Below are 22,612 nucleotides of genomic sequence, written 5' to 3' on the forward strand. Positions count from 1 at the left end.
GCGGCGCGATGGGGATTCCCGCGGACGGAGCAGGGGCGGCCTCCGGGCGGCCCGCGGGCGGCGGAGCGGCGATCCGCGTACTGCTCGTCGACGATCACCAGGTCGTGCGCCGCGGGCTGCGGACCTTCCTGGAGGTCCAGGACGACATCGAAGTGGTGGGGGAGGCCTCCGACGGCGCCGAGGGCATCGCCGCCGCCGAGGAGCTGCGCCCGGACGTCGTCCTGATGGACGTCAAGATGCCCGGCATGGACGGCATCGAGGCGCTCCGCACGCTGCGCGAACTGGACAACCCCGCCCGGGTGCTGGTGGTCACCAGCTTCACCGAACAGCGCACCGTCGTCCCGGCACTGCGCGCGGGCGCGGCCGGCTACGTCTACAAGGACATCGACCCGGACGCGCTGGCCGGCGCCATCCGCTCGGTCCACGCGGGCCATGTCCTGCTGCAGCCCGAGGTGGCCGGCGCACTGCTGTCCCAGGAGGAGAACAACGGCGGCCAGGGGCGCGGCACTTCCCTCACCGACCGGGAGCGCGAGGTCCTCGGCCTGATCGCGGACGGCCGCTCCAACCGCGAGATCGCCCGGGCGCTGGTGCTGTCCGAGAAGACCGTCAAGACCCATGTCTCCAACATCCTGATGAAGCTCGACCTCGCCGACCGGACACAGGCCGCACTGTGGGCCGTACGGCACGGCATCGGCGCCTGAACGCCCGTGGGGGAGCGCCGGGTACGACGGTGCTCCTCTACCGCCGACACAAGCGGAATGTCGTCTTCAGATCCGAGATTCATACTGTCGTGTAGCCGTAGTCCATTCGGCGTATCCCTTCTCGGCCCGGGCCGTTGTCCAGTGCAGTCGTGGCGGCTGGCCACGGCAACGGCAACGAGGAGCTAGAGAAGTGAAGAACATCAAGCGCGCAGCGGCCATCACGATGGTGGCGAGCGGTCTCGCCCTCGCGGGCGCCGGCGTCGCCTCGGCCCACTCCCCGCAGGCCCAGGGCGGTGCGGTGCACTCCCCGGGAATCGTCTCCGGCAACGTCATCCAGGTCCCGGTGCACGTCCCCGTGAACGCCTGCGGCAACACCGTCACCGTCATCGGTGCGCTCAACCCCGTCTTCGGCAACCCCTGCGCCAACGTCTGATCCCCAGGCGCCCGCAGGACCCTCGTCCGACCCCCGCGATGCCATGGTCCGCGCGGGTCGGGCCGGACCGGCCCCGTCCTGTCTCGGACGCGCGGCCGGTCCCCCACCCTCCGCCATCGTCTTACGGCCCTGTGCCACCACGTGAGGAACACGCCCCCATGAACACCGCCAAGAAGGCCGCACTCGTCCTCGCCGCCACCGGGATCGCCCTCGGCGCGGCCGCCGGATCCGCCTTCGCGACCAGTGGCGCGCAGGCCGACGGCACGGCTGTGCTCTCCCCCGGCATCGGCTCGGGCAATCTCGTCCAGGTCCCGGTGCACGTCCCCGTGAACGCCACGGGCAACACCGTCACCGTCATCGGCGCGCTCAACCCCGCCTTCGGCAACGCCACCTCGAACAACTGAGGATGTCCGCACGGGCCGGTCGGCTTCGCCTGCCCAGAGGCGTCCGGCCCGTGCGGCAAAGGCCCCGCCCGACCACACAATGGTCCGGCGGGGCCGCTTTTGTTCACCCGCGGTGCCGCTCGCGCTCCTCCACCGCGGAGTTGTACGCCGCCACCTGCGCCCGGCGGGCCGTCCGCTCCACCGGCCGCAGCGCCTCGGCGCGGGCCGCGATCTCGGACGAACTCACCGCCGCACCGTGCTCCCTGCCGTCCCCGCCGGCCTGCTGCGCGATAGCGATGAGCGCGCCGACGCGCTGCGCCAGCTCCAATACCCGCACCGCCCGCGGCGGATATCCGGGAGCCAGCACCCGCCGGCCGGCCTCGGCCCGCGCCCGGTACGCCTCCAGCGCCGCCTGCGCCACCGGTCCTGACCCAGCCACATCCAGCTTCGAAAGCAGTTCGGTCGCCTCCCGCAGGGCCTCGGCAAGCTCCCGCTCGGCCTCACCCAGCGACGGCACATCGGCCGGCGGTGCCTCCCGCACCGGTAGACAGCGCCAGACCACCTCCACATGCACATCGGGTCCGCTGCCGCCCTCCGGCCCGGCCTCGTACCTCTCCGGGATCAGTCCCAGCCCGGCCCCCGGGGCGAGCACCGCCTCCTCGGCCTCCAGCGCCCGCGCATTGAATTCCGGCGGTCCGCACAGTCCCAGCGGATGCCCGGGAGCCGGCAGGGCCACCCACAGGCCCCTCGCCCCCAGCGTCCGCAGCCGCCCCAGCGCGAGGGTCAGGCCGACCGGCGCCTCCTCCCCGGGCAGGCCCTCCACGCGGTGGACCGCATCGTCGTCCGCGATCCGGTGCGCGGCTTCATCAGGTGAGACAAGTCCGGCCAATAGGGCATTTCCCCATGCCGCGAGCCGTCCTGAACGTGGTTCATCGAGCATGGTCCCCAGCCTAGGGAAGAGCACCGACAACGAGTGGCGTAGGTTTGCAGGGGGGCTGCGCCTACAGGTGTACGCGACGACCGAGAAGCAATGGGAGACAACGCGCTCATGAGCGATGTGCTGGAGCTGGTGGACGTATCCGTGGTCCGCGAAGGACGGGCTCTGGTGGACCAGGTCTCCTGGTCGGTGAAGGAAGGGGAGCGCTGGGTGATCCTCGGCCCCAACGGCGCCGGCAAGACCACCCTGCTCAACCTCGCCTCCAGCTATCTCTTCCCGAGCTCCGGCAGCGCCTCGATCCTCGGCGAGCAGCTCGGCCGGGTCGACGTCTTCGACCTGCGCCCGCGCATCGGCATCGCCGGCATCGCGCTGGCCGACAAGCTGCCCCGCAGCCAGACCGTCCTGCAGACCGTGCTCACCGCCGCGTACGGCATGACGGCCGGCTGGCAGGAGAGCTACGAGGACATCGACGAACAGCGCGCCCGCGCCTTCCTCGATCGCCTCGGCATGAACGACTACCTCCACCGGAAGTTCGGCACCCTCTCCGAGGGCGAGCGCAAGCGCACCCTCATCGCCCGCGCCATGATGACCGACCCCGAGCTGCTGCTGCTGGACGAGCCGGCCGCCGGTCTCGACCTCGGCGGCCGCGAGGACCTGGTCCGCCGCCTCGGCCGCCTCGCCCGCGACCCGTACGCCCCCTCGATGATCATGGTCACCCACCATGTCGAGGAGATCGCCCCCGGCTTCACCCACGTCCTGATGATCCGTCAGGGCAAGGTGCTGGCGGCCGGCCCCCTGGAGCTCGAACTCACCTCCAGCAACCTCTCCCACTGCTTCGGCCTCCCGCTGGTCGTCGAGCGCAACGGCAACGACCGCTGGACCGCGCAGGGCCTGCCCCTGACCTGACCGCCCGTCGCCGAACCGCCCTCCTCAACGGGCTGTCCCCCGGACTCCGTCCGGGGGACCCGCTCGCGGCACCGCGCGCTTCGGGCCGCTGACCGATCGCGCCCTGTCCCGGTCCGCCGCGCGGACCTACCATGAAGCCGTGGATCCATGGGTGTGGTGGCTGATCGCCGCCGTAGGACTGGGCATTCCCCTCGTCGTGACCGCGATGCCCGAATTCGGGATGCTCGCGGTCGGTGCCGTCGCCGGTGCCGTCACCGCGGGCGTCGGTGGCGGCACCGTCCCGCAATTCCTGGTGTTCGTCGCCGTGTCGGTGGCGCTGATCGCCGTCGTACGCCCTCTGGCCAACCGCCACCGAGGCCAGAGCCCGCAACTGGCGTCCGGTATCGACGCGCTCAAGGGCAGGAGCGCTACGGTCCTGGAGCGGGTCGACGGCGGAGTCGGCGGCCGGATCAAGCTCGCCGGTGAGGTCTGGTCCGCCCGTTCCCTGGACGGCAGTCAGGTCTACGAGCCCGGCCAGCAGGTGGACGTCGTCGAGATCGAAGGCGCCACGGCCGTCGTCATCTGACCCGAACACGCTGCGCGACGAGGCACGACTCTGAAAGACTGATCAATGGCAAGCCGGTCACCGGCCGGCGCGGACCAGCAACGAAGGGCACGGGAGCCGCTGTGGAACCGATCATCATCGTCCTGATCATCCTGGTGGTGCTCGTGTTCATCGCACTCATCAAAACGATCCAGGTCATCCCACAGGCCAGCGCCGCCATCGTCGAACGCTTCGGCCGCTACACCCGCACCCTCAACGCGGGCCTGAACATCGTCGTCCCGTTCATCGACTCGATCCGTAACCGCATCGACCTCCGCGAACAGGTCGTGCCGTTCCCGCCGCAGCCGGTGATCACCCAGGACAACCTGGTCGTGAACATCGACACCGTCATCTACTACCAGGTGACCGACGCCCGCGCCGCGACCTACGAGGTCGCCAGCTACATCCAGGCCATCGAGCAGCTGACCGTCACCACCCTGCGGAACATCATCGGCGGCATGGACCTGGAGCGGACCCTGACCTCCCGCGAGGAGATCAACGCGGCGCTGCGCGGCGTCCTCGACGAGGCCACCGGCAAGTGGGGCATCCGCGTCAACCGCGTCGAGCTGAAGGCCATCGAGCCGCCGACCTCCATCCAGGACTCGATGGAGAAGCAGATGCGCGCCGACCGCGACAAGCGCGCCGCCATCCTCCAGGCCGAAGGTGTCCGGCAGTCCCAGATCCTCACCGCCGAAGGTGAGAAGCAGTCCTCGATCCTGCGCGCCGAGGGTGAGGCCAAGGCCGCGGCCCTGCGCGCCGAGGGCGAGGCCCAGGCGATCCGGGTGGTCTTCGAGTCGATCCACGCCGGCGACCCGGACCAGAAGCTGCTCTCCTACCAGTACCTCCAGATGCTCCCGAAGATCGCCGAAGGCGACGCCAACAAGCTCTGGATCGTGCCGAGCGAGATCGGCGACGCCCTCAAGGGCCTCGGCGGCGCCCTCGGCAACTTCACCCCGCCGACCGGCGGCGGCTCCATCCCCAAGCCCAGCTCGCCGAACCGCGAAGCACCCCCGATCGACTGACACCCCCGAACGACCGGACCGCCGACCCCTGGTGCATGATCGGGCGAGACCGCACCGCTCATGCACGGGGGGATCCGCGTGACCATCTGGGAAGCCGTCGCCATCTTCGCCGCCGGGATCGGCGCCGGCACGATCAACACCGTCGTCGGGTCCGGCACCCTGATCACCTTCCCGGTGCTGCTCGCCTTCGGCCTGCCGCCCGTCACCGCCAATGTGTCCAACACCCTCGGCCTGGTGCCCGGTTCGATCAGCGGAGCCATCGGCTACCGCCGCGAGCTCGCCGGCCAGCGCCGCCGGATCCTCCGCTTCGGCGTCGTCGCCCTCATCGGGGGCCTGGCCGGCGCGATCCTGCTGCTCGCGCTGCCCTCGAAGGCCTTCGACGCGATCGTCCCCGCCCTGATCGCCGTCGCGCTGGTACTCGTCATCGTCCAGCCCAAGCTGGCCGCCGCGCTCCGCGCCCGCCGCGAGCGCAACGGCACCACCCCCCACCGCGACGGCGGCATCGTCCTGCCGGCCGGACTCCTGCTCGCCAGCGCCTACGGCGGCTACTTCGGCGCCGCCCAGGGCGTGCTCTACCTCTCCCTGATGGGCCTGCTGCTCCCCGAGGACCTGCAGCGCCTCAACGCCCTCAAGAACGTCCTCGCCGCGATCGTCAACGGCGTCGCCGCGGTCTTCTTCCTCTTCGTCGCGCACTTCGACTGGGCCGCCGTCGGCCTGATCGCGGTCGGGTCCGCCCTCGGCGGCCAGGTAGGCGCGAAGGTGGGCCGCCGTCTGCCGCCCACCGCCCTGCGCGCCGTCATCGTCGTCGTCGGCCTGCTGGCCATCGCCCAACTCCTTCTCAAATAAGGCGAGTCGGACGACGGCCCGGTACCCGACGGCCCGGCCGTCCGCACCCTACGCAGGCAGCGCCAGCCACTCCGGCAGCCCCTCCCGCACCGACACCCCCAGCGTCGACAGCAGCGCATCGGCCGGCGTCGGCTCGAACGGCCGCCGCAGCAGCTGCATCCCCGCCTGCTCGGGCGTCCGGTCCGCCTTGCGGTGATTGTCCTCCGCACACGAGGCAACGGTATTCAGCCAGGTGTCCCCGCCGCCGTGCGACCGCGGCACGACATGGTCCACGGTCGTCGCCCGGCGCCCGCAGTACGCACACCGGTGCTGGTCGCGCACCAGCACCCCGCGACGCGACCAGGCCGCCCGTTGTCGGAACGGCACCCGTACGTACCGGCAGAGTCTGATCACCTGCGGCACCGGCACGTCCACCGCGGCGGCACGGATCCGCAGCCCCGGGTGAGCGTGCTCGATGACCGCTTTGTCCTGCATGACCAGCACCACCGCCCGCCGCAGCGACACCGTCGACAGCGGCTCGAAGCTCGCATTGAGCACCAGCGTCTCGCGCATCCCGCCCACCTCCCGGACCCGCTCCGCCCCCACGGCGAAGCTGCTCCACTGTGCAGCGGCAGGTATTCCCCGAACAACGCAATTTCCGCATGCCACAAGGGAAATGGACGGCGATCAGCAGATGAAAAAGAAGAACCGGCGGTGCCCCACGGCCCGCGGAAAGGAGTGCGCCCCGGGTCCCACCCCCGTGAATTACCGGGACCCGGAGCGAACGGCAGCCGGTGAGGACACCCGAGACACATACGGGCTCCGGCGAACAGCGGGCGACACACCTGCGCCCCGCCGCTCCCGCCACTGCGGTACCTGCTGCCCGCCGCCCCTTTCACGGGGCGGCGGCACGGGAACCACTCTGTGTGCGAGAAGCGCCGGGGCGCAACGGAATTACGGCGTTCAGCCCGCCGCGGGAATCTCGTACTCGGCGATCAGCTGAGCCCGCCCGAGCGTATGGAACCGCAAATTGAAGCCCACCACCGCGGGCGAGGCCTCGGCGTCGGGACCGAGCTTTTCCTGGTCCACCGCGTACACCGTGAACACATAGCGGTGCGGGCCGTCCCCGGGCGGCGGCGCGGCGCCCCCGAAGTCCCGCGTCCCGTAGTCGTTACGGACATGTACGGCGCCCTCGGGCAGCCCCTTCATCTCCCCGGAACCGGCACCGGCCGGCAGCTCCGTCACCGACGCCGGAATGTCGAACAGCGACCAGTGCCAGAAGCCACTGCCTGTCGGCGCGTCCGGGTCGTAGCAGGTGACGGCGTAGCTCTTCGTCCCCGCGGGCGCACCCTCCCACCGCAGCTGCGGCGAACGGTTCCCCTCGGCGAACACCTGCTCCGGCCGCAGCGTCCCGCCCGGCTCCACCTCGTCGCTCAGCACCGTGAACTCCGGCACCGGCGGATGGAAATCGTGCGGGAGCGGCCGCCGCTTCAGCTCGGACACTGCAACACCTCCTGGTCGCTTGCTGACACCTGTCCGGCCAGGTTAGAGCCAGTTCCGCTTACCGCCGACCTCCGCCAGCCACTGGTTGAGGTAACCCGCCCAGTCGGTCCCCTCGAAGTCGTTCAGCCCGACCGTGAACGACCGGTAGGTGTCCGACCCCTCGCTGAACAGACCGGGCTTCTTGTCCATCTCCAGGACGACGTCCATCTCCCGGTCGTCCGCCACGAACGACAGCTCGACCTGGTTCAGACCCCGGTACTGCTGCGGCGCGTAGAACTCGATCTCCTGGTAGAAGGGGAGCCGCTGTCGCGTTCCCCTGATGTGCCCCTGCTCGAGATCGGCGGCCTTGAAACGGAACCCCAGCCGCCCGAACGCGTCCAGGATCGCCTGCTGCGCCGGCAGCGGATGCACATTCACCGGGTCCAGGTCGCTGGAGTCCACCGCCCGCGCGATCGCCAGCTCCGTCGTCACCCCGACGTTCATCCCGCGCAGATGCGTCCCCAGGAACGTGGTGATCGGCGTCTCCCACGGAATCTCCAGCCCGAACGGCACGGTGTGCGCCGCCCCCGGCTGCACCGCGAAGGCGCCGCCCAGCTGCACCTTGGTGAACTCGATGTTCCGCTTGTACTCCTCGTCGCCGCTCTCGACCTCGACCTTCGCCTGCAGTCCGACGGACAGCCCCTGGATGTCCTGGGCCACGGACCCGCCCTGGATCCGCACCTCGCCCTGTACGACCCCACCCGGGACGACGTTCTCCTCGAAGAGCACCGTCTCCACCGACGCACCCCCGGCGCCCAGGCTCGCCAGCAGCTTCTTGAATCCCATGCTCGTCCTCCCCAGGCGGAACGCCTGTGCTGTGTATTGCACGCCGAGCTCTCGGCTTGATCCCTACGAACGCGAAACCGTACGACCCGGTTCCACGGCCCACACTTTCCCAACCCCGGCGTCCCCATGACCAGCCGACCTGCCCAACTGCTGCACTACTCTCGGTCCGCATGACCGACGTACCGGAACGTATGCCGCTCACCCACGACTTCTTCGACCGTCCCGTGGTGGACGTGGCCCCCGACCTGCTGGGCCGCATCCTGTGCCGCAACACCCCGGACGGCCCGATCGAACTCCGTCTCACCGAGGTGGAGGCGTACGACGGCGAAACCGACCCCGGTTCCCACGCCTACCGCGGCCGCACCGCGCGCAACGCCACCATGTTCGGCCCGCCCGGCCATGCGTACGTCTACTTCATCTACGGAATGTGGTTCAGCCTCAACGCGGTCTGCGGCCCCGAGGACAAGGCGAGCGGTGTCCTCCTGCGCGCCGGCGAGATCCTGACCGGCGCCTCCCTGGCGGCCACCCGCCGCCCCAAGGCCCGCAACACCAACGAACTGGCGAAGGGCCCGGCCCGCCTGGCCACCGCCCTCGGCATCGACCGCACCCTCGACGGCACCGACCTGTGCAGCGAAGCCACCGCCCCGCTCTCGGTCCTGCACGGCCGCCCGCCCGCCCGCGAGCTCGTACGCAGCGGACCGCGCACCGGCGTCGGCGGTGGCGGAGCCGACCACCCCTGGCGCTACTGGATCGCCGACGACCCCACGGTCAGCCCCTACCGCCCCCACACCCCCCGGCGCCGCACCACCACCGCTACTTGACTCCGTGTCGCCGACCGCCTAACGTGGCCCGAGCCGCTGGAGACGGGCAGCGCTATTTGCGCAGACCGCCAGGCGGCACAACCAACTACTCCGATCGGCTCCCTAACGGGTCCTATTTCGCGTTGCCGAAATTCGATCCCGCCGTCTCGATTATGAGTCGCCAGGGAAGACCGCTAAAGTAGTAACCACGCCGAAAGGGCAGCAGTAAATAACTGCCTCGCGGTGGACCTCCGACGAATATCGGAACCGGAATCGAGAGAAGCCGGGTCTGGTAGAGTCGGAAAGGCCGGAAAGCGAAAGCGGAACGGCCGACCCGCTCCAACAGGGCGCCGGACACGGAAACGGATCTGGTAAGGTTGGAAACGCGAAGAAGCCGAAAGGCGGAAACGCACCGGCGAAAATCGGGCCCGCAAGGATCTGATAGAGTCGGAAACGCAAGACCGAAGGGAAGCGCCCGGAGATCCTGGTGAAACAGGAACAAAGGAAGCGTCCGTTCCTTGAGAACTCAACAGCGTGCCAAAAGTCAACGCCAGATATGTTGATACCCCGTCCACCGGAAACATCCGGCGGATGAGGTTCCTTTGAAAGCCCACCACGGCCCACGGGTCGGGGTGGCACACACAGCGAGGACGCTGTGAACGAGTAGACCTATTCCGTCCGCTCGTTCCGCTCTCGTGTGTGTTCACCGGCTGTAATTTATTTACTGGCCGAGTAAACATTCACGGAGAGTTTGATCCTGGCTCAGGACGAACGCTGGCGGCGTGCTTAACACATGCAAGTCGAACGATGAACCTCCTTCGGGAGGGGATTAGTGGCGAACGGGTGAGTAACACGTGGGCAATCTGCCCTTCACTCTGGGACAAGCCCTGGAAACGGGGTCTAATACCGGATACGACTACCGACCGCATGGTCTGGTGGTGGAAAGCTCCGGCGGTGAAGGATGAGCCCGCGGCCTATCAGCTTGTTGGTGGGGTGATGGCCTACCAAGGCGACGACGGGTAGCCGGCCTGAGAGGGCGACCGGCCACACTGGGACTGAGACACGGCCCAGACTCCTACGGGAGGCAGCAGTGGGGAATATTGCACAATGGGCGAAAGCCTGATGCAGCGACGCCGCGTGAGGGATGACGGCCTTCGGGTTGTAAACCTCTTTCAGCAGGGAAGAAGCGAGAGTGACGGTACCTGCAGAAGAAGCGCCGGCTAACTACGTGCCAGCAGCCGCGGTAATACGTAGGGCGCAAGCGTTGTCCGGAATTATTGGGCGTAAAGAGCTCGTAGGCGGCTTGTCACGTCGGATGTGAAAGCCCGGGGCTTAACCCCGGGTCTGCATTCGATACGGGCAGGCTAGAGTTCGGTAGGGGAGATCGGAATTCCTGGTGTAGCGGTGAAATGCGCAGATATCAGGAGGAACACCGGTGGCGAAGGCGGATCTCTGGGCCGATACTGACGCTGAGGAGCGAAAGCGTGGGGAGCGAACAGGATTAGATACCCTGGTAGTCCACGCCGTAAACGTTGGGAACTAGGTGTGGGCGACATTCCACGTCGTCCGTGCCGCAGCTAACGCATTAAGTTCCCCGCCTGGGGAGTACGGCCGCAAGGCTAAAACTCAAAGGAATTGACGGGGGCCCGCACAAGCAGCGGAGCATGTGGCTTAATTCGACGCAACGCGAAGAACCTTACCAAGGCTTGACATACACCGGAAAACCCTGGAGACAGGGTCCCCCTTGTGGTCGGTGTACAGGTGGTGCATGGCTGTCGTCAGCTCGTGTCGTGAGATGTTGGGTTAAGTCCCGCAACGAGCGCAACCCTTGTTCTGTGTTGCCAGCATGCCCTTCGGGGTGATGGGGACTCACAGGAGACTGCCGGGGTCAACTCGGAGGAAGGTGGGGACGACGTCAAGTCATCATGCCCCTTATGTCTTGGGCTGCACACGTGCTACAATGGCCGGTACAATGAGCTGCGATACCGCGAGGTGGAGCGAATCTCAAAAAGCCGGTCTCAGTTCGGATTGGGGTCTGCAACTCGACCCCATGAAGTCGGAGTTGCTAGTAATCGCAGATCAGCATTGCTGCGGTGAATACGTTCCCGGGCCTTGTACACACCGCCCGTCACGTCACGAAAGTCGGTAACACCCGAAGCCGGTGGCCCAACCCCTTGTGGGAGGGAATCGTCGAAGGTGGGACTGGCGATTGGGACGAAGTCGTAACAAGGTAGCCGTACCGGAAGGTGCGGCTGGATCACCTCCTTTCTAAGGAGCACTTCTTACCGACCTCTGGTTGGTCAGAGGCCAGTACATCAGCGAATGTCTGATGCTGGTTGCTCATGGGTGGAACGTTGACTATTCGGCACACTTGATTGGTTGTCATTAGTACTGCTTCGGCGTGGAACGTGGTGATCGGTGAAGTGGGCCGGGCACGTTGTTGGGTATCTGAGGGTACGGACTGTGAGTCTGGACCTTCGCGATGCCGGCCCCGGTAAAGGCTCACTTCGGTGGGTTGTGACGGGTGGCTGGTCGTTGCTTGAGAACTGCACAGTGGACGCGAGCATCTGTGGCCAAGTTTTTAAGGGCGCACGGTGGATGCCTTGGCACCAGGAACCGATGAAGGACGTGGGAGGCCGCGATAGGCCCCGGGGAGCTGTCAACCGAGCTTTGATCCGGGGGTGTCCGAATGGGGAAACCCGGCAGTCGTCATGGGCTGTCACCCGCTGCTGAACACATAGGCAGTGTGGAGGGAACGCGGGGAAGTGAAACATCTCAGTACCCGCAGGAAGAGAAAACAACCGTGATTCCGGGAGTAGTGGCGAGCGAAACCGGATGAGGCCAAACCAGTTACGTGTGATACCCGGCAGGGGTTGCGTGGCTGGGGTTGTGGGAGTTCTCTTTCACAGTCTGCCGGCTGTGAGACGAGTCAGAAACCGTTGATGTAGGCGAAGGACATGCGAAAGGTCCGGCGTAGAGGGTAAGACCCCCGTAGCTGAAACATTGACGGCTCGTTTGAGAACCACCCAAGTAGCACGGGGCCCGAGAAATCCCGTGTGAATCTGGCGGGACCACCCGTTAAGCCTAAATATTCCCTGGTGACCGATAGCGGATAGTACCGTGAGGGAATGGTGAAAAGTACCGCGGGAGCGGAGTGAAATAGTACCTGAAACCGTGTGCCTACAAGCCGTGGGAGCGTCGCACAGAGACTTGTCTCTGTGTCGTGACTGCGTGCCTTTTGAAGAATGAGCCTGCGAGTTTGCGGTATGTTGCGAGGTTAACCCGTGTGGGGAAGCCGTAGCGAAAGCGAGTCCGAAGAGGGCGTTGAGTAGCGTGCCCAAGACCCGAAGCGGAGTGATCTAGCCATGGGCAGGTTGAAGCGGAGGTAAGACTTCGTGGAGGACCGAACCCACCAGGGTTGAAAACCTGGGGGATGACCTGTGGTTAGGGGTGAAAGGCCAATCAAACTCCGTGATAGCTGGTTCTCCCCGAAATGCATTTAGGTGCAGCGTCGTGTGTTTCTTGCCGGAGGTAGAGCACTGGATAGGCGATGGGCCCTACCGGGTTACTGACCTTAGCCAAACTCCGAATGCCGGTAAGTGAGAGCGCGGCAGTGAGACTGTGGGGGATAAGCTCCATGGTCGAGAGGGAAACAGCCCAGAGCATCGACTAAGGCCCCTAAGCGTGTGCTAAGTGGGAAAGGATGTGGAGTCGCAGAGACAACCAGGAGGTTGGCTTAGAAGCAGCCATCCTTGAAAGAGTGCGTAATAGCTCACTGGTCAAGTGATTCCGCGCCGACAATGTAGCGGGGCTCAAGCACACCGCCGAAGTCGTGTCATTGCAACATGAGGACCAACGTCCGTTGTGATGGGTAGGGGAGCGTCGTGTGCCGGGTGAAGCAGCCGTGGAAACGAGTTGTGGACGGTTCACGAGTGAGAATGCAGGCATGAGTAGCGATACACACGTGGGAAACGTGTGCGCCGATTGACTAAGGGTTCCTGGGTCAAGCTGATCTGCCCAGGGTAAGTCGGGACCTAAGGCGAGGCCGACAGGCGTAGTCGATGGACAACCGGTTGATATTCCGGTACCCGCTTTGAAGCGCCAAATATCGAATCCATTAATGCTAAGGCCGTGAAGCCGCCCTGAGCTCTTCGGAGCGTAGGGGAGTGGTGGAGCCGCTGATCCAAGGTGGTAGTAGGTAAGTGATGGGGTGACGCAGGAAGGTAGTCCAGCCCGGGCGGTGGTTGTCCCGGGGTAAGGGTGTAGGGCGTTGTCCAGGTAAATCCGGACAGCATGAAGCCTGAGACCTGATGCCGAGCCGATTGTGGTGAAGTGGATGATCCTATGCTGTCGAGAAAAGCCTCTAGCGAGTTTCATGGCGGCCCGTACCCTAAACCGACTCAGGTGGTCAGGTAGAGAATACCGAGGCGTTCGGGTGAACTATGGTTAAGGAACTCGGCAAAATGCCCCCGTAACTTCGGGAGAAGGGGGGCCATTGCTGGTGATCCGATTTACTCGGTGAGCTGGTGGTGGCCGCAGAGACCAGCGAGAAGCGACTGTTTACTAAAAACACAGGTCCGTGCGAAGCCGTAAGGCGATGTATACGGACTGACGCCTGCCCGGTGCTGGAACGTTAAGGGGACCGGTTAGTCACATTTCGGTGTGGCGAAGCTGAGAACTTAAGCGCCAGTAAACGGCGGTGGTAACTATAACCATCCTAAGGTAGCGAAATTCCTTGTCGGGTAAGTTCCGACCTGCACGAATGGCGTAACGACTTCTCGACTGTCTCAACCATAGGCCCGGTGAAATTGCATTACGAGTAAAGATGCTCGTTTCGCGCAGCAGGACGGAAAGACCCCGGGACCTTTACTATAGCTTGATATTGGTGTTCGGTTCGGCTTGTGTAGGATAGGTGGGAGACTTTGAAGCTATGACGCCAGTCATGGTGGAGTCATTGTTGAAATACCACTCTGGTCGTGCTGGATGTCTAACCTGGGTCCGTGATCCGGATCAGGGACAGTGTCTGGTGGGTAGTTTAACTGGGGCGGTTGCCTCCTAAAGGGTAACGGAGGCGCCCAAAGGTTCCCTCAGCCTGGTTGGCAATCAGGTGTTGAGTGTAAGTGCACAAGGGAGCTTGACTGTGAGACTGACGGGTCGAGCAGGTACGAAAGTAGGGACTAGTGATCCGGCGGTGGCTTGTGGAAGCGCCGTCGCTCAACGGATAAAAGGTACCCCGGGGATAACAGGCTGATCTTCCCCAAGAGTCCATATCGACGGGATGGTTTGGCACCTCGATGTCGGCTCGTCGCATCCTGGGGCTGGAGTCGGTCCCAAGGGTTGGGCTGTTCGCCCATTAAAGCGGTACGCGAGCTGGGTTTAGAACGTCGTGAGACAGTTCGGTCCCTATCCGCTGTGCGCGTAGGAGTATTGAGAAGGGCTGTCCCTAGTACGAGAGGACCGGGACGGACGAACCTCTGGTGTGCCAGTTGTCCTGCCAAGGGCATGGCTGGTTGGCTACGTTCGGAAAGGATAACCGCTGAAAGCATCTAAGCGGGAAGCCTGCTTCGAGATGAGTACTCCCACCTCCTTTGAGGGGTTAAGGCTCCCAGTAGACGACTGGGTTGATAGGCCAGATATGGAAGCCCGGTAACGGGTGGAGTTGACTGGTACTAATAGGCCGAGGGCTTGTCCTCAGTTGCTCGCGTCCACTGTGTGGTTCCCGGGTTGCGAACAGTCGCAATCGCTGGTTGAACCAAGTTTCACTTCAATTAACTGAAGAGTGTGCTTGTTCGCTAGAACCCGATAGGGTTTCGGTGGTCATAGCGTTAGGGAAACGCCCGGTTACATTCCGAACCCGGAAGCTAAGCCTTTCCGCGCCGATGGTACTGCAGGGGGGACCCTGTGGGAGAGTAGGACGCCGCCGAACAATCTTTCAGGACCCTTGGTCCCAGCGTTCACGCTGGGACCAAGGGTCCTTTTTTGTTTTTATGCCGAAGCGCGCCGAAGTCATCGGTGCGTGAGAATGAATGCAGTACCGAAGACAGGAGTCACGTCGATGTCCACCAACTCTTCCGACGATCGTTCGGAGCGCCGGCCGCAGCGGCGCGACGACGGTGACCGCGGTGGTTTCCGGCGTGACGACCGGGGGCCGCGTCGTGACAACGACCGCGGTGGTCGCCCGGCCGGCGGCGGTGGCGGTTACGCGGGCCGAGACAACCGCGGTGGGGATCGTGGTGGGGACCGTGGTGGTTTCCGTCGTGATGACCGTCCGTCCGGTGGTGACCGTGGTGGATTCCGCGGGGGAGACCGCCGTGACGACCGTCCGCGCGGGCCGCGTCGCGACGATGAGCGCGGCGGTGGATTCCGGCGGGATGACCGGGGTGGGGACCGTGGTGGTTTCCGTCGGGACGACCGTCCGTCCGGTGGTGACCGTGGTGGGTACCGCGGTGGTGACCGGCGTGACGATCGCGGTGGCGAGCGCGGTGGTTTCCGTCGCGATGATCGTCCGTCCGGTGGGGATCGTGGCGGGTTCCGTAGGGATGACCGTCGGGATGACCGGGGTGGGGACCGTGGTGGTTTCCGTCGGGACGACCGTCCGTCGGGCGGCGACCGTGGTGGATTCCGCGGTGGTGACCGGCGTGACGATCGCGGTGGGGACCGTGGTGGTTTCCGTCGCGATGATCGTCCGTCCGGTGGGGATCGTGGCGGGTTCCGTAGGGATGACCGTCGGGATGACCGGGGTGGGGACCGTGGTGGTTTCCGTCGGGACGACCGTCCGTCGAGTGGGGACCGTGGTGGATTCCGCGGTGGTGACCGGCGTGACGATCGCGGTGGGGACCGTGGTGGTTTCCGTCGCGATGACCGTCCGTCCGGTGGTGACCGCGGTGGGTACCGCGGTGGTGACCGGCGTGATGACCGCGGTGGGGACCGTGGTGGTTTCCGTCGCGATGACCGTCCGTCCGGTGGGGACCGCGGCGGATTCCGCCGGGACGACCGGGGCGGGGACCGTGGTGGTTTCCGTCGCGATGACCGTCCGTCCGGTGGGGACCGTGGTGGTTTCCGTCGCGATGACCGTCCGTCCGGTGGGGACCGTGGTGGTTTCCGTCGTGACGATCGTCCGTCCGGGGGCGACCGTGGTGGTTTCCGTCGTGACGATCGTCCGTCCGGTGGCGACCGTGGCGGTTTCCGTAGGGACGACCGTCCGTCCGGGGGCGACCGTGGTGGGTACCGCGGTGGTGAGCGGCGGGATGACCGTGGGCCGCGGCGGGACGACCGTGGTGGGTTCCGTCGGGACGATGAGCGTGGGCGTCGGCCGTATGGTGCGGGGCGTGGGCGGGATGACCGCCGGGACGACCGGCGCGATGACCGGCGGGACCGGGACCGGGAGCCGATCAAGCGGCTGCCGATTCCGGAGGATGTCACCGGTGAAGAGATCGACAAGGATGTGCGTCAGGAGCTGCTGAGCCTGCCGAAGACGCTCGCCGACGATGTCGCCAAGAACCTGGTGATGGTGGCGAAGCTGCTGGACGAGGAGCCGGAGAAGGCGTACGGGTACTCGCGGGTGGCGCTGCGGCTGGCGTCCAGGGTGGCGGCCGTGCGCGAGGCCGCGGGCTTCGCGGCGTACGCGGTCGGCAAGTACAGCGAGGCGCTGGCGGAGTTCCGGGCGGCACGGCGGATGACCGGCAGCGTGGAGCTGTGGCCCGTGATGGCGGACTGTGAGCGCGGTCTGGGGCGGCCCGAGAAGGCGATGGCCATGGCCGGTGAGCCCGAGGTCCAGAAGCTGGACCGGGCCGGACAGGTCGAGATGCGGCTGGTCGCGGCCGGTGCCCGGCGGGACATGGGGCAGGCGGACGCCGCGGTGGTGACGCTGCAGAGCCCGGAGTTGGCGTCGAGTGCGGTGCACCCGTGGACGGCGCGGCTGCGGTATGCGTACGCGGATGCGCTGCTGGCGGTCGGGCGCGAGGACGAGGCGCGCGACTGGTTCGCCAGGGCGCTGGAGGCCGATCAGGGCGGCACCACGGATGCCTCGGACCGGCTCGCTGAGCTGGACGGGGTGGAGTTCACCGATGCGCTGGAGGAGGCCGACGAGATGGAGGAGATGACGGAGGCCGACGAGAGCGCCGGTGCACGCGAGGGCGACGGTGGTGCACGGGACGCCGAGGGCGCACGGGACGCCGAGGGCGCACGGGACGGCGACGGTGTGCGGGACGATGAGGGCGCACGGGATGACGAGGGGCCGGCGAAGGGCTGAGCCGGCTGGTCGCCTCGTGATCAGCTGAGGTGAGAAGAAGGGCGGGTCCCCAGGAGGGGGCCCGCCCTTCTTTCTATTGCGGTGGGGGTCAGGGGGCAGCCGGTGCGTAGGGGGCGAGGGGGTTGCGGAGGGTGCCGATGAGCTGGAGGGCGCCGGCGGGGTCCTGGAGGTCGACCATCTGCTGGTTGTTGTGCAGCTGGAGGCGGTTGAGGCAGGAGAGGGCGAACTCCTCGGTGAACAGGTCGTACTGCCGGAACTTGTCGGCCAGGTGGGGAGCGCTGGCCTGGTAGTCGGTGACGCAGGCGGCGACGGTGCGCCAGAAGGTGTCCTCGTCGAGGATGCCGCGGTCGGCGAGGGTCGCGCTCAGGAAGCGGAAGAAGCAGTCGAAGACGTCGGTGAACACCGAGAGGAGTTTTTTGTCCTCGGGGACGTCGGCGCGGATGCGTTCGACGGCGGGAGGCAGGACCGCGTGCGGGTCCATGACGGCGATCTCTTCGGCGATGTCCTTGAAGATCACGCGGTCCACGGCGCCGCCCTCGACGACCAGGATGGCGTTCTCGCCGTGCGGCATGAAGACCAGGTCGTAGGCGTAGAAGGCGTGCAGGACGGGGGTGAGGTACGCGTCGAGGTAGCGGCGGAGCCAGACGGCGGGCTCCAGGCCGGACTCCTCGATCAGGGCGGCGGCGAACGAGCCGCCCTCGTCGTCGAGGTGCAGCAACGAGGCCATGGTGGCCAGCCGTTGGCCCGGTTCGACGGTGGGTACCGGGCTTTCGCGCCACAGGGCGGCGAGCATTTTCCGATACGGGGAGCCCTTGGCGGTGGCGGCCTCGTACTGGCGGTGGTGGTAGCCGAGGGCGGCGCGCTCGCGGATGATCGAGAAGCGGGCGGCGCGGAAGGTGTCATCGGCGGCGATCAGGCGGGCCAGCCAGTCGTTGATGGCCGGGGTGGCTTCCATGTAGGAGGCGGACAGGCCGCGCATGAAGCCCATGTTGAGGACGGAGAGGGCCGTTTTGACGTAGTGCTTGGCGGGGCTGGTGGTGTTGAAGAAGGTGCGGATGGACTGCTGGGCGAGGTGGTCGTCGTCGCCGGGGCCCAGGCAGACCAGGCGCTGCTGCGCGACCTCGGCGGCGAAGGAGACGGAGAGCTTGTTCCACCACTGCCAGGGGTGGGTGGGGAAGAAGAAGTAGTCGTCGGGGTCGAGGCCGAGGCCGGTGAGGGTGGTGGTGAAGCGGGTGCGGGTGGTGGCGTCGAGTTCGTCGCGTATGAGGGTGTCGTAGTCGAGTCCGGCGCCGGCGGTGAAGGTGGCGTGGTCGCGGTGGGCGGCGAGCCAGATCAGCCGGATGGGGCTCGCGGCCTCCGGGGCGTAGGCGTGGTACTCGTGGATGCCGAAGCCGAGGCGGCCGTTGTTGGCGACGAAGCAGGGGTGGCCCTCGGTCATGCCGGTCTCGATGGCCTGGAACGGTGATTTCGCGAGCTCGGCGGCGCTGGGCAGGCCGGCGGCCAGTTTGTAGGCGGTGCCGGAGAGGGTGGAGCTGATCTCCTCCAGGTAAACCGGCAGGATGTCCTCGCCGAGGCCCAGCGCTTCGCGCAGCTCGATGAAGAACTCCAGTGCGTCCAGGGGGAGTTCGGTGTCACCGCGATGGCGGGTGATGCTGTCGGCGTCGACCTGCCAGTGGTCCAGCGCCTGCCGGCGGGCGGCGAAGCGGTAGGTGGTGGTGCCGTCGTCGCTGCGTACGGTGTAGTGGTCGTCCTGCGGCAGGCGCCGGGGGGTGAGCAGCCGCTCGTGGGCGAACTCGGCGAGTCCCTTGCGGATCAGCAGGCGGTTGGCGCGGGCCCACAGCGCGGGGGTGAGGTGGGCGACGGCGTCCTGGGCGGTCGGCCCGTTGCCGGCGGTCATCGGTGGTCTCCCTTGGGTGGCCAGGAACTGTTCGCGGGTGCAGGTGCTGAGGTACGCGTCTTTGGAGGGGAGCGAGACGGTGCGCTGGATCTCGAAGCCGACGGACTTGTTGAGGGCATGGACGGCGGTGTTGTGGGCGTCGGGTTCGACGACCACCCGGCGGGTGGCCGGGTCGGCGAAGAGCATCTCCATGACGGCGGTGATGACGGCCCGGGTGAAGCCGTGTACGGGGGTGTCGGTGGGGGCCGCCAGGAAGTGCATGCCGACGTCGCCGGGGGCGGCGGCGTGGATGCCGACCAGCTCCCGGTGGGCGGGGTCGTAGCGCTCCATCAGGAAGGCCGGGGTGCCGTTGTGCAGGCCGAGGAAGGCGTCGTGGAAGGGGTCGGCGGCTATCCGCGTGAACTCCTTCTCGACCGCGGCGAGGTCGCACTGCTGCATCAGCCAGAAGACGGCCTTGGGGTGGGTGACCCAGCCGTGCAGCAGCTCGGCGTCGGCGGACGGGTCGACCGGGCGCACGGAGAACTCCCCCAGCGCGGGGTCGGTGCGGGTGAAGACCACAGCGCTCATGCCGGGGCCTCCATGAGGTGGTGCGGGCCGGCCGGGGCGGCGAATTCCTGGAAGGCGATGGCCTTTTCGACCGGGTAGTACTCGCGGCCGAGCAGTTCGCGGATGATGCAGGCGTTGCGGTAGGCGGCCATCCCGAGGTCGGGGGTGACGAAGCCGTGGGTGTGCAGTTCGGCGTTCTGCACAAAGATGCCGTGGCCGGTGGTGTCGATGCTGTAGTTGCGCGCCACGTCGTAGCGGCCGGCGTCGTCCCAGGCGATCCGGTCGTGGACGGGGGCGAGGAAGTCCGGTACGCGGTAGCGGTAGCCGGTGGCGAGGATCAGGCCCTGGGTGTCGAGGGTGAAGTCGGTGCCCTGTTCCTCCTGGCGCAGGCCGAGGGTGTAGGTGCCGCTCGCCTCGTCGTAACCGGCCCGGTGCAGCGCGGTGTTGGTGAGCAGCCGGGTGGGGACGGGGCCGGCCAGGTTCTTCCGGTAGAGCAGGTCGAAGATGTCGTTGATCAGGGCGGAGTCGATGCCCTTGTAGAGGTGTTTCTGGGTGGCGCCCAGGTGGTCGCGGGTGGCCGGCGGGAGGGCGTGGAAGTAGTCCACGTACTCCGGTGAGGTCATCTCCAGGGTGAGCTTGGTGTATTCGAGGGGGAAGAAGCGCGGGGAGCGGGTGGCCCAGGTCAGGTGGTAGCCGTGGCTGTCGATGTCCTGGAGGAGGTCGTGGTAGATCTCCGCGGCGCTCTGGCCGCTGCCGATGAGGGTGATGCTCTCCTTGACCTGGAGGGCCGCCTTGGCCTCCAGGTAGTCGGAGTTGTGCAGCAGGTCGCCGCCCAGGCCCGCGCAGGCGTCGGGGAGGTGCGGCGGGGTGCCGGTGCCCAGGACGAGCTTGCGGGCGCGGTGGGTGGTGCGCTCGCCGGTGGGCAGGTGCTCGGCATGGACGACGTAGAGCTCGGCCCCCGGGTCGTACTCGACGCGGGTGACCCGCTGGGAGAAGCGGACGGTGTCGAGTTTGCCGGCCGCCCAGCGGCAGTAGTCGTTGAACTCGGCGCGCAGCGGATAGAAGCTCTCGCGGATGTAGAACGGGTACAGCCGCCCCGATTCCTTGAGGTAGTTCAGGAACGAGAAGGGCGAGGTGGGGTCGGCGAGGGTGACCAGGTCGGCCAGGAACGGCACCTGGAGGTGGCTGCTGTCCAGCATCATGCCGGGGTGCCAGTCGAAGGACGGCTTGTCGTCCAGGAACAGGCCGTCGAGTCCGTCGACCGGCTCGGTCAGACAGGCCAGGCCCAGGTTGAACGGGCCGAGCCCGATGGCGATGAAGTCGTAAGGGGCGGACACGAGGTCTCCGATGGGGGAGGTCTGCGGTGGGGAGGGTCAGCGCGCGCTGAGCGCCGGACGGGGCTGCTCGGCCAGGAAGGTGCCGGCGTGTTCGGCGATCAGGTCGAGGACGGTGGCGATGTCCTCCACCGTGGTCTCCGGGTTGAGCAGGGTGAACTTGAGGTGGTGGCGGCCGTCGACGACGGTGCCCGCGACGATCGCGTCACCGGAGGCGGACAGGGCCTCGCGGGCGTGCAGATTGACCCGGTCGCCGAGTTCGGGGTCCTGGTCGGTGCCGGGGACGTAGCGGAAGACCAGGGTGCTCAGCCGGGGTTCGACGACGACGGAGAAGCGGGGGTCGTCGTGGAGGAGTTTCCAGGCCTCCGCGGCGCGGTCGATGACGTCGTCGAAGAGTTCCCCGACGGCGCGGGCGCCCATGATGCGCAGGGTGAGCCAGAGCTTGAGGGCGTCGAAGCGGCGGGTCGTCTGGAGCGCCTTGTCGACCTGGTTGGGGATGCGCGCTTCCGCCATGCGGCGCGGATTGAGGTAGTCCGCGTGGTAGGTGACGTGCTGCAGCGTGGCGCGGTCGCGGACCAGGACGGCGCTCGAACTGACCGGCTGGAAGAAGGACTTGTGGTAGTCGACGGTCACCGAGTCCGCGAGTTCGATGCCGGTCAGCAGGGCGCGGCGGCGGGAGACCAGCAGGCCGCAGCCGTAGGCGGCGTCGACGTGCATCCAGGTGCCGTAGCCGGCGCACAGGCCGGCGATCTCGGGGAGCGGGTCGATGGAGCCGAAGTCGGTGGTGCCTGCGGTGGCCACGACGGCCATGGGTATCAGGCCGTCGCGGTGGCAGCGCGCCAGTTCCGCGGCCAGGCTGTCGGTGCGCATCCGCTTGTGCTCGTCGACGGGGACGGTGATGACGGCCTCCGGGCCCATGCCGAGCAGGGTGGCCGACTTGCGGATGCTGAAGTGGCTGCACTCGGAGGTGAGGATCCGCAGCCGGGGCAGGACGTCCGTGCGGCGGCTCGGCGGAGGTGCGCCGAGCTCGGAGGAGGGGACGCCCGCAGCGGTCAGCGCGCGGCGGCAGGCCTCGTCGCGGGCGAGCAGCATGGCCTGGAGGTTGGACTGGCTGCCGCCGCTGGTGAAGATCCCGTCGGCGGCTTCGCCCAGGCCGATCCGCTCGGCCGTCCAGTCGATGAGCCGGCGCTCGATGAGGGTGCCGCCGGCGCTCTGGTCCCAGGTGTCCAGGGAGGAGTTGACGGCGGAGAGCACGGCCTCGCCGACGAGGGCGGGAATCACCACGGGGCAGTTGAGGTGCGCCAGATAGCGCGGGTGGTGGAAGTAGACGGCGTCGCGGAGGTAGACCTCTTCGAGCTCGTCGAGGGCGGCGGCCGCGTCGTGCAGCGGGGCGTCGAGGTCGACGCCCATGACGGCGGGGGCGAGGTCGTCGGCGGTGATGCCGGTGAACGGGCGGGTGGTGCCGGCGATTTTGGCGCCGATCCGTGTGACGCTCTCGGTGACCGCGCTGCGGTAGCGCTGGGCCGTCTTCTCGTTGAGCAGGTATGTCCGGCTGTCGGCCGGGTCCTCGGCGGGGCGCGCGAGGAGATCCATGAAGGTGTCCTCCCTGGTGCGGACTTGACCACGTCCAGCGCAGGCTGAGGTGCGCGCAGAGGCAGGGAGACCC

General features: G+C 67.0%; 16 protein-coding genes, 3 rRNA genes and 2 pseudogenes. 13 read left to right on the forward strand and 8 right to left on the reverse strand.

The features are described from left to right. The first annotated feature begins 8 nt into the window (after positions 1-8). The 3 genes from D9V36_RS33480 to D9V36_RS33490 all read left to right on the forward strand — a co-directional run bounded on the left by D9V36_RS33480 (position 9) and on the right by D9V36_RS33490 (position 1,538). Positions 9-701, forward strand: coding sequence for a response regulator (locus D9V36_RS33480; protein WP_241721134.1), 693 nt, complete (start codon positions 9-11; stop codon positions 699-701). Positions 702-891: 190 nt separating this feature from the next. Beyond that, on the forward strand, positions 892-1,134 hold the full coding sequence (locus D9V36_RS33485) for a chaplin (RefSeq protein WP_129297065.1): 243 nt from the start codon (positions 892-894) through the stop codon (positions 1,132-1,134). 158 nt (positions 1,135-1,292) lie between these two features. Continuing rightward, the gene (locus D9V36_RS33490) at positions 1,293-1,538 is read left to right on the forward strand and encodes a chaplin (RefSeq protein ID WP_129297066.1); all 246 of its coding nucleotides are present in this window, start codon (positions 1,293-1,295) and stop codon (positions 1,536-1,538) included. Between the two features lie 103 nt (positions 1,539-1,641). On the opposite strand, the gene D9V36_RS33495 is transcribed toward D9V36_RS33490, so the two are convergent. Further along, positions 1,642-2,457: a hypothetical protein gene (locus tag D9V36_RS33495; RefSeq protein WP_129297067.1), complete on the reverse strand. Its 816-nt coding sequence runs from the start codon at positions 2,455-2,457 to the stop codon at positions 1,642-1,644. Between the two features lie 108 nt (positions 2,458-2,565). Between D9V36_RS33495 and D9V36_RS33500 the strand changes: the two genes are divergently transcribed. The 4 genes from D9V36_RS33500 (at position 2,566) to D9V36_RS33515 (ending at position 5,811) form a co-directional block, all read left to right on the forward strand. Next, positions 2,566-3,360 (forward strand): ABC transporter ATP-binding protein, encoded by a 795-nt coding sequence (locus D9V36_RS33500; RefSeq protein WP_129298860.1) that lies wholly within the window; start codon positions 2,566-2,568, stop codon positions 3,358-3,360. Between the two features lie 151 nt (positions 3,361-3,511). After that, positions 3,512-3,925 (forward strand): NfeD family protein, encoded by a 414-nt coding sequence (locus D9V36_RS33505; RefSeq protein WP_129298861.1) that lies wholly within the window; start codon positions 3,512-3,514, stop codon positions 3,923-3,925. A gap of 101 nt (positions 3,926-4,026) precedes the next feature. Further along, positions 4,027-4,965 carry an SPFH domain-containing protein gene (locus D9V36_RS33510; RefSeq protein WP_030087611.1) on the forward strand — a complete coding sequence of 313 codons (939 nt, stop codon included), beginning with the start codon at positions 4,027-4,029 and terminating at the stop codon, positions 4,963-4,965. Positions 4,966-5,043: 78 nt separating this feature from the next. Continuing rightward, positions 5,044-5,811 carry a sulfite exporter TauE/SafE family protein gene (locus D9V36_RS33515; protein ID WP_129297068.1) on the forward strand — a complete coding sequence of 256 codons (768 nt, stop codon included), beginning with the start codon at positions 5,044-5,046 and terminating at the stop codon, positions 5,809-5,811. 48 nt (positions 5,812-5,859) lie between these two features. Here D9V36_RS33515 and D9V36_RS33520 read toward each other — a convergent pair whose 3' ends face one another. From D9V36_RS33520 to D9V36_RS33530, 3 genes are all read right to left on the reverse strand, one after another. Next, entirely contained in the window at positions 5,860-6,363 is a 504-nt protein-coding gene (locus D9V36_RS33520) for an HNH endonuclease (RefSeq protein WP_129297069.1), read from the reverse strand. 390 nt (positions 6,364-6,753) lie between these two features. Continuing rightward, positions 6,754-7,293 carry a YbhB/YbcL family Raf kinase inhibitor-like protein gene (locus D9V36_RS33525; RefSeq protein ID WP_129297070.1) on the reverse strand — a complete coding sequence of 180 codons (540 nt, stop codon included), beginning with the start codon at positions 7,291-7,293 and terminating at the stop codon, positions 6,754-6,756. Between the two features lie 42 nt (positions 7,294-7,335). Continuing rightward, positions 7,336-8,118 carry a sporulation protein gene (locus D9V36_RS33530; RefSeq protein ID WP_129297071.1) on the reverse strand — a complete coding sequence of 261 codons (783 nt, stop codon included), beginning with the start codon at positions 8,116-8,118 and terminating at the stop codon, positions 7,336-7,338. Between the two features lie 170 nt (positions 8,119-8,288). On the opposite strand from D9V36_RS33530, the gene D9V36_RS33535 reads away from it, so the two are divergent. From D9V36_RS33535 to D9V36_RS41545, 6 genes and pseudogenes are all read left to right on the forward strand, one after another. Continuing rightward, positions 8,289-8,939: a DNA-3-methyladenine glycosylase gene (locus tag D9V36_RS33535; protein ID WP_129297072.1), complete on the forward strand. Its 651-nt coding sequence runs from the start codon at positions 8,289-8,291 to the stop codon at positions 8,937-8,939. A 718-nt stretch (positions 8,940-9,657) separates the two neighbouring features. Further along, positions 9,658-11,186 (forward strand): 16S ribosomal RNA (locus D9V36_RS33545). 303 nt (positions 11,187-11,489) lie between these two features. Continuing rightward, a 23S ribosomal RNA gene (locus D9V36_RS33550) occupies positions 11,490-14,611 on the forward strand. 116 nt (positions 14,612-14,727) lie between these two features. Next, positions 14,728-14,844, forward strand: a 5S ribosomal RNA gene (rrf, locus tag D9V36_RS33555). Together the 16S, 23S and 5S rRNA genes form the textbook arrangement of a ribosomal RNA operon. Before the next feature lie 96 nt (positions 14,845-14,940). Then, positions 14,941-16,122, forward strand: a pseudogene (locus D9V36_RS41540) (hypothetical protein); the annotation flags it as partial. A 195-nt stretch (positions 16,123-16,317) separates the two neighbouring features. Beyond that, a complete protein-coding gene (locus D9V36_RS41545) occupies positions 16,318-17,169 on the forward strand; it encodes a tetratricopeptide repeat protein (RefSeq protein WP_206739866.1) in 852 nt (283 codons plus the stop codon). An 88-nt stretch (positions 17,170-17,257) separates the two neighbouring features. Here the strand turns inward: D9V36_RS41545 and D9V36_RS33570 are convergent, their stop codons facing one another. From D9V36_RS33570 to D9V36_RS33580, 4 genes and pseudogenes are all read right to left on the reverse strand, one after another. Further along, complete coding sequence (locus tag D9V36_RS33570) at positions 17,258-19,066, reverse strand: IucA/IucC family protein (protein ID WP_241721376.1); 1,809 nt, start codon at positions 19,064-19,066, stop codon at positions 17,258-17,260. Positions 19,067-19,150: 84 nt separating this feature from the next. Further along, positions 19,151-19,633 (reverse strand): annotated as a pseudogene (locus D9V36_RS42295) (GNAT family N-acetyltransferase); the annotation flags it as partial. Continuing rightward, the gene (locus D9V36_RS33575; protein ID WP_129297074.1) at positions 19,630-20,949 is read right to left on the reverse strand and encodes a lysine N(6)-hydroxylase/L-ornithine N(5)-oxygenase family protein; all 1,320 of its coding nucleotides are present in this window, start codon (positions 20,947-20,949) and stop codon (positions 19,630-19,632) included. The gene D9V36_RS33575 and the pseudogene D9V36_RS42295, both read right to left, overlap by 4 nt. 36 nt (positions 20,950-20,985) lie before the next feature. Next, positions 20,986-22,539: a pyridoxal phosphate-dependent decarboxylase family protein gene (locus D9V36_RS33580; RefSeq protein ID WP_129297075.1), complete on the reverse strand. Its 1,554-nt coding sequence runs from the start codon at positions 22,537-22,539 to the stop codon at positions 20,986-20,988. Positions 22,540-22,612: the final 73 nt, after the last annotated feature.

Origin of the sequence: Streptomyces lydicus (assembly GCF_004125265.1) — a bacterium.
Lineage (GTDB): Bacteria > Actinomycetota > Actinomycetes > Streptomycetales > Streptomycetaceae > Streptomyces > Streptomyces lydicus_C.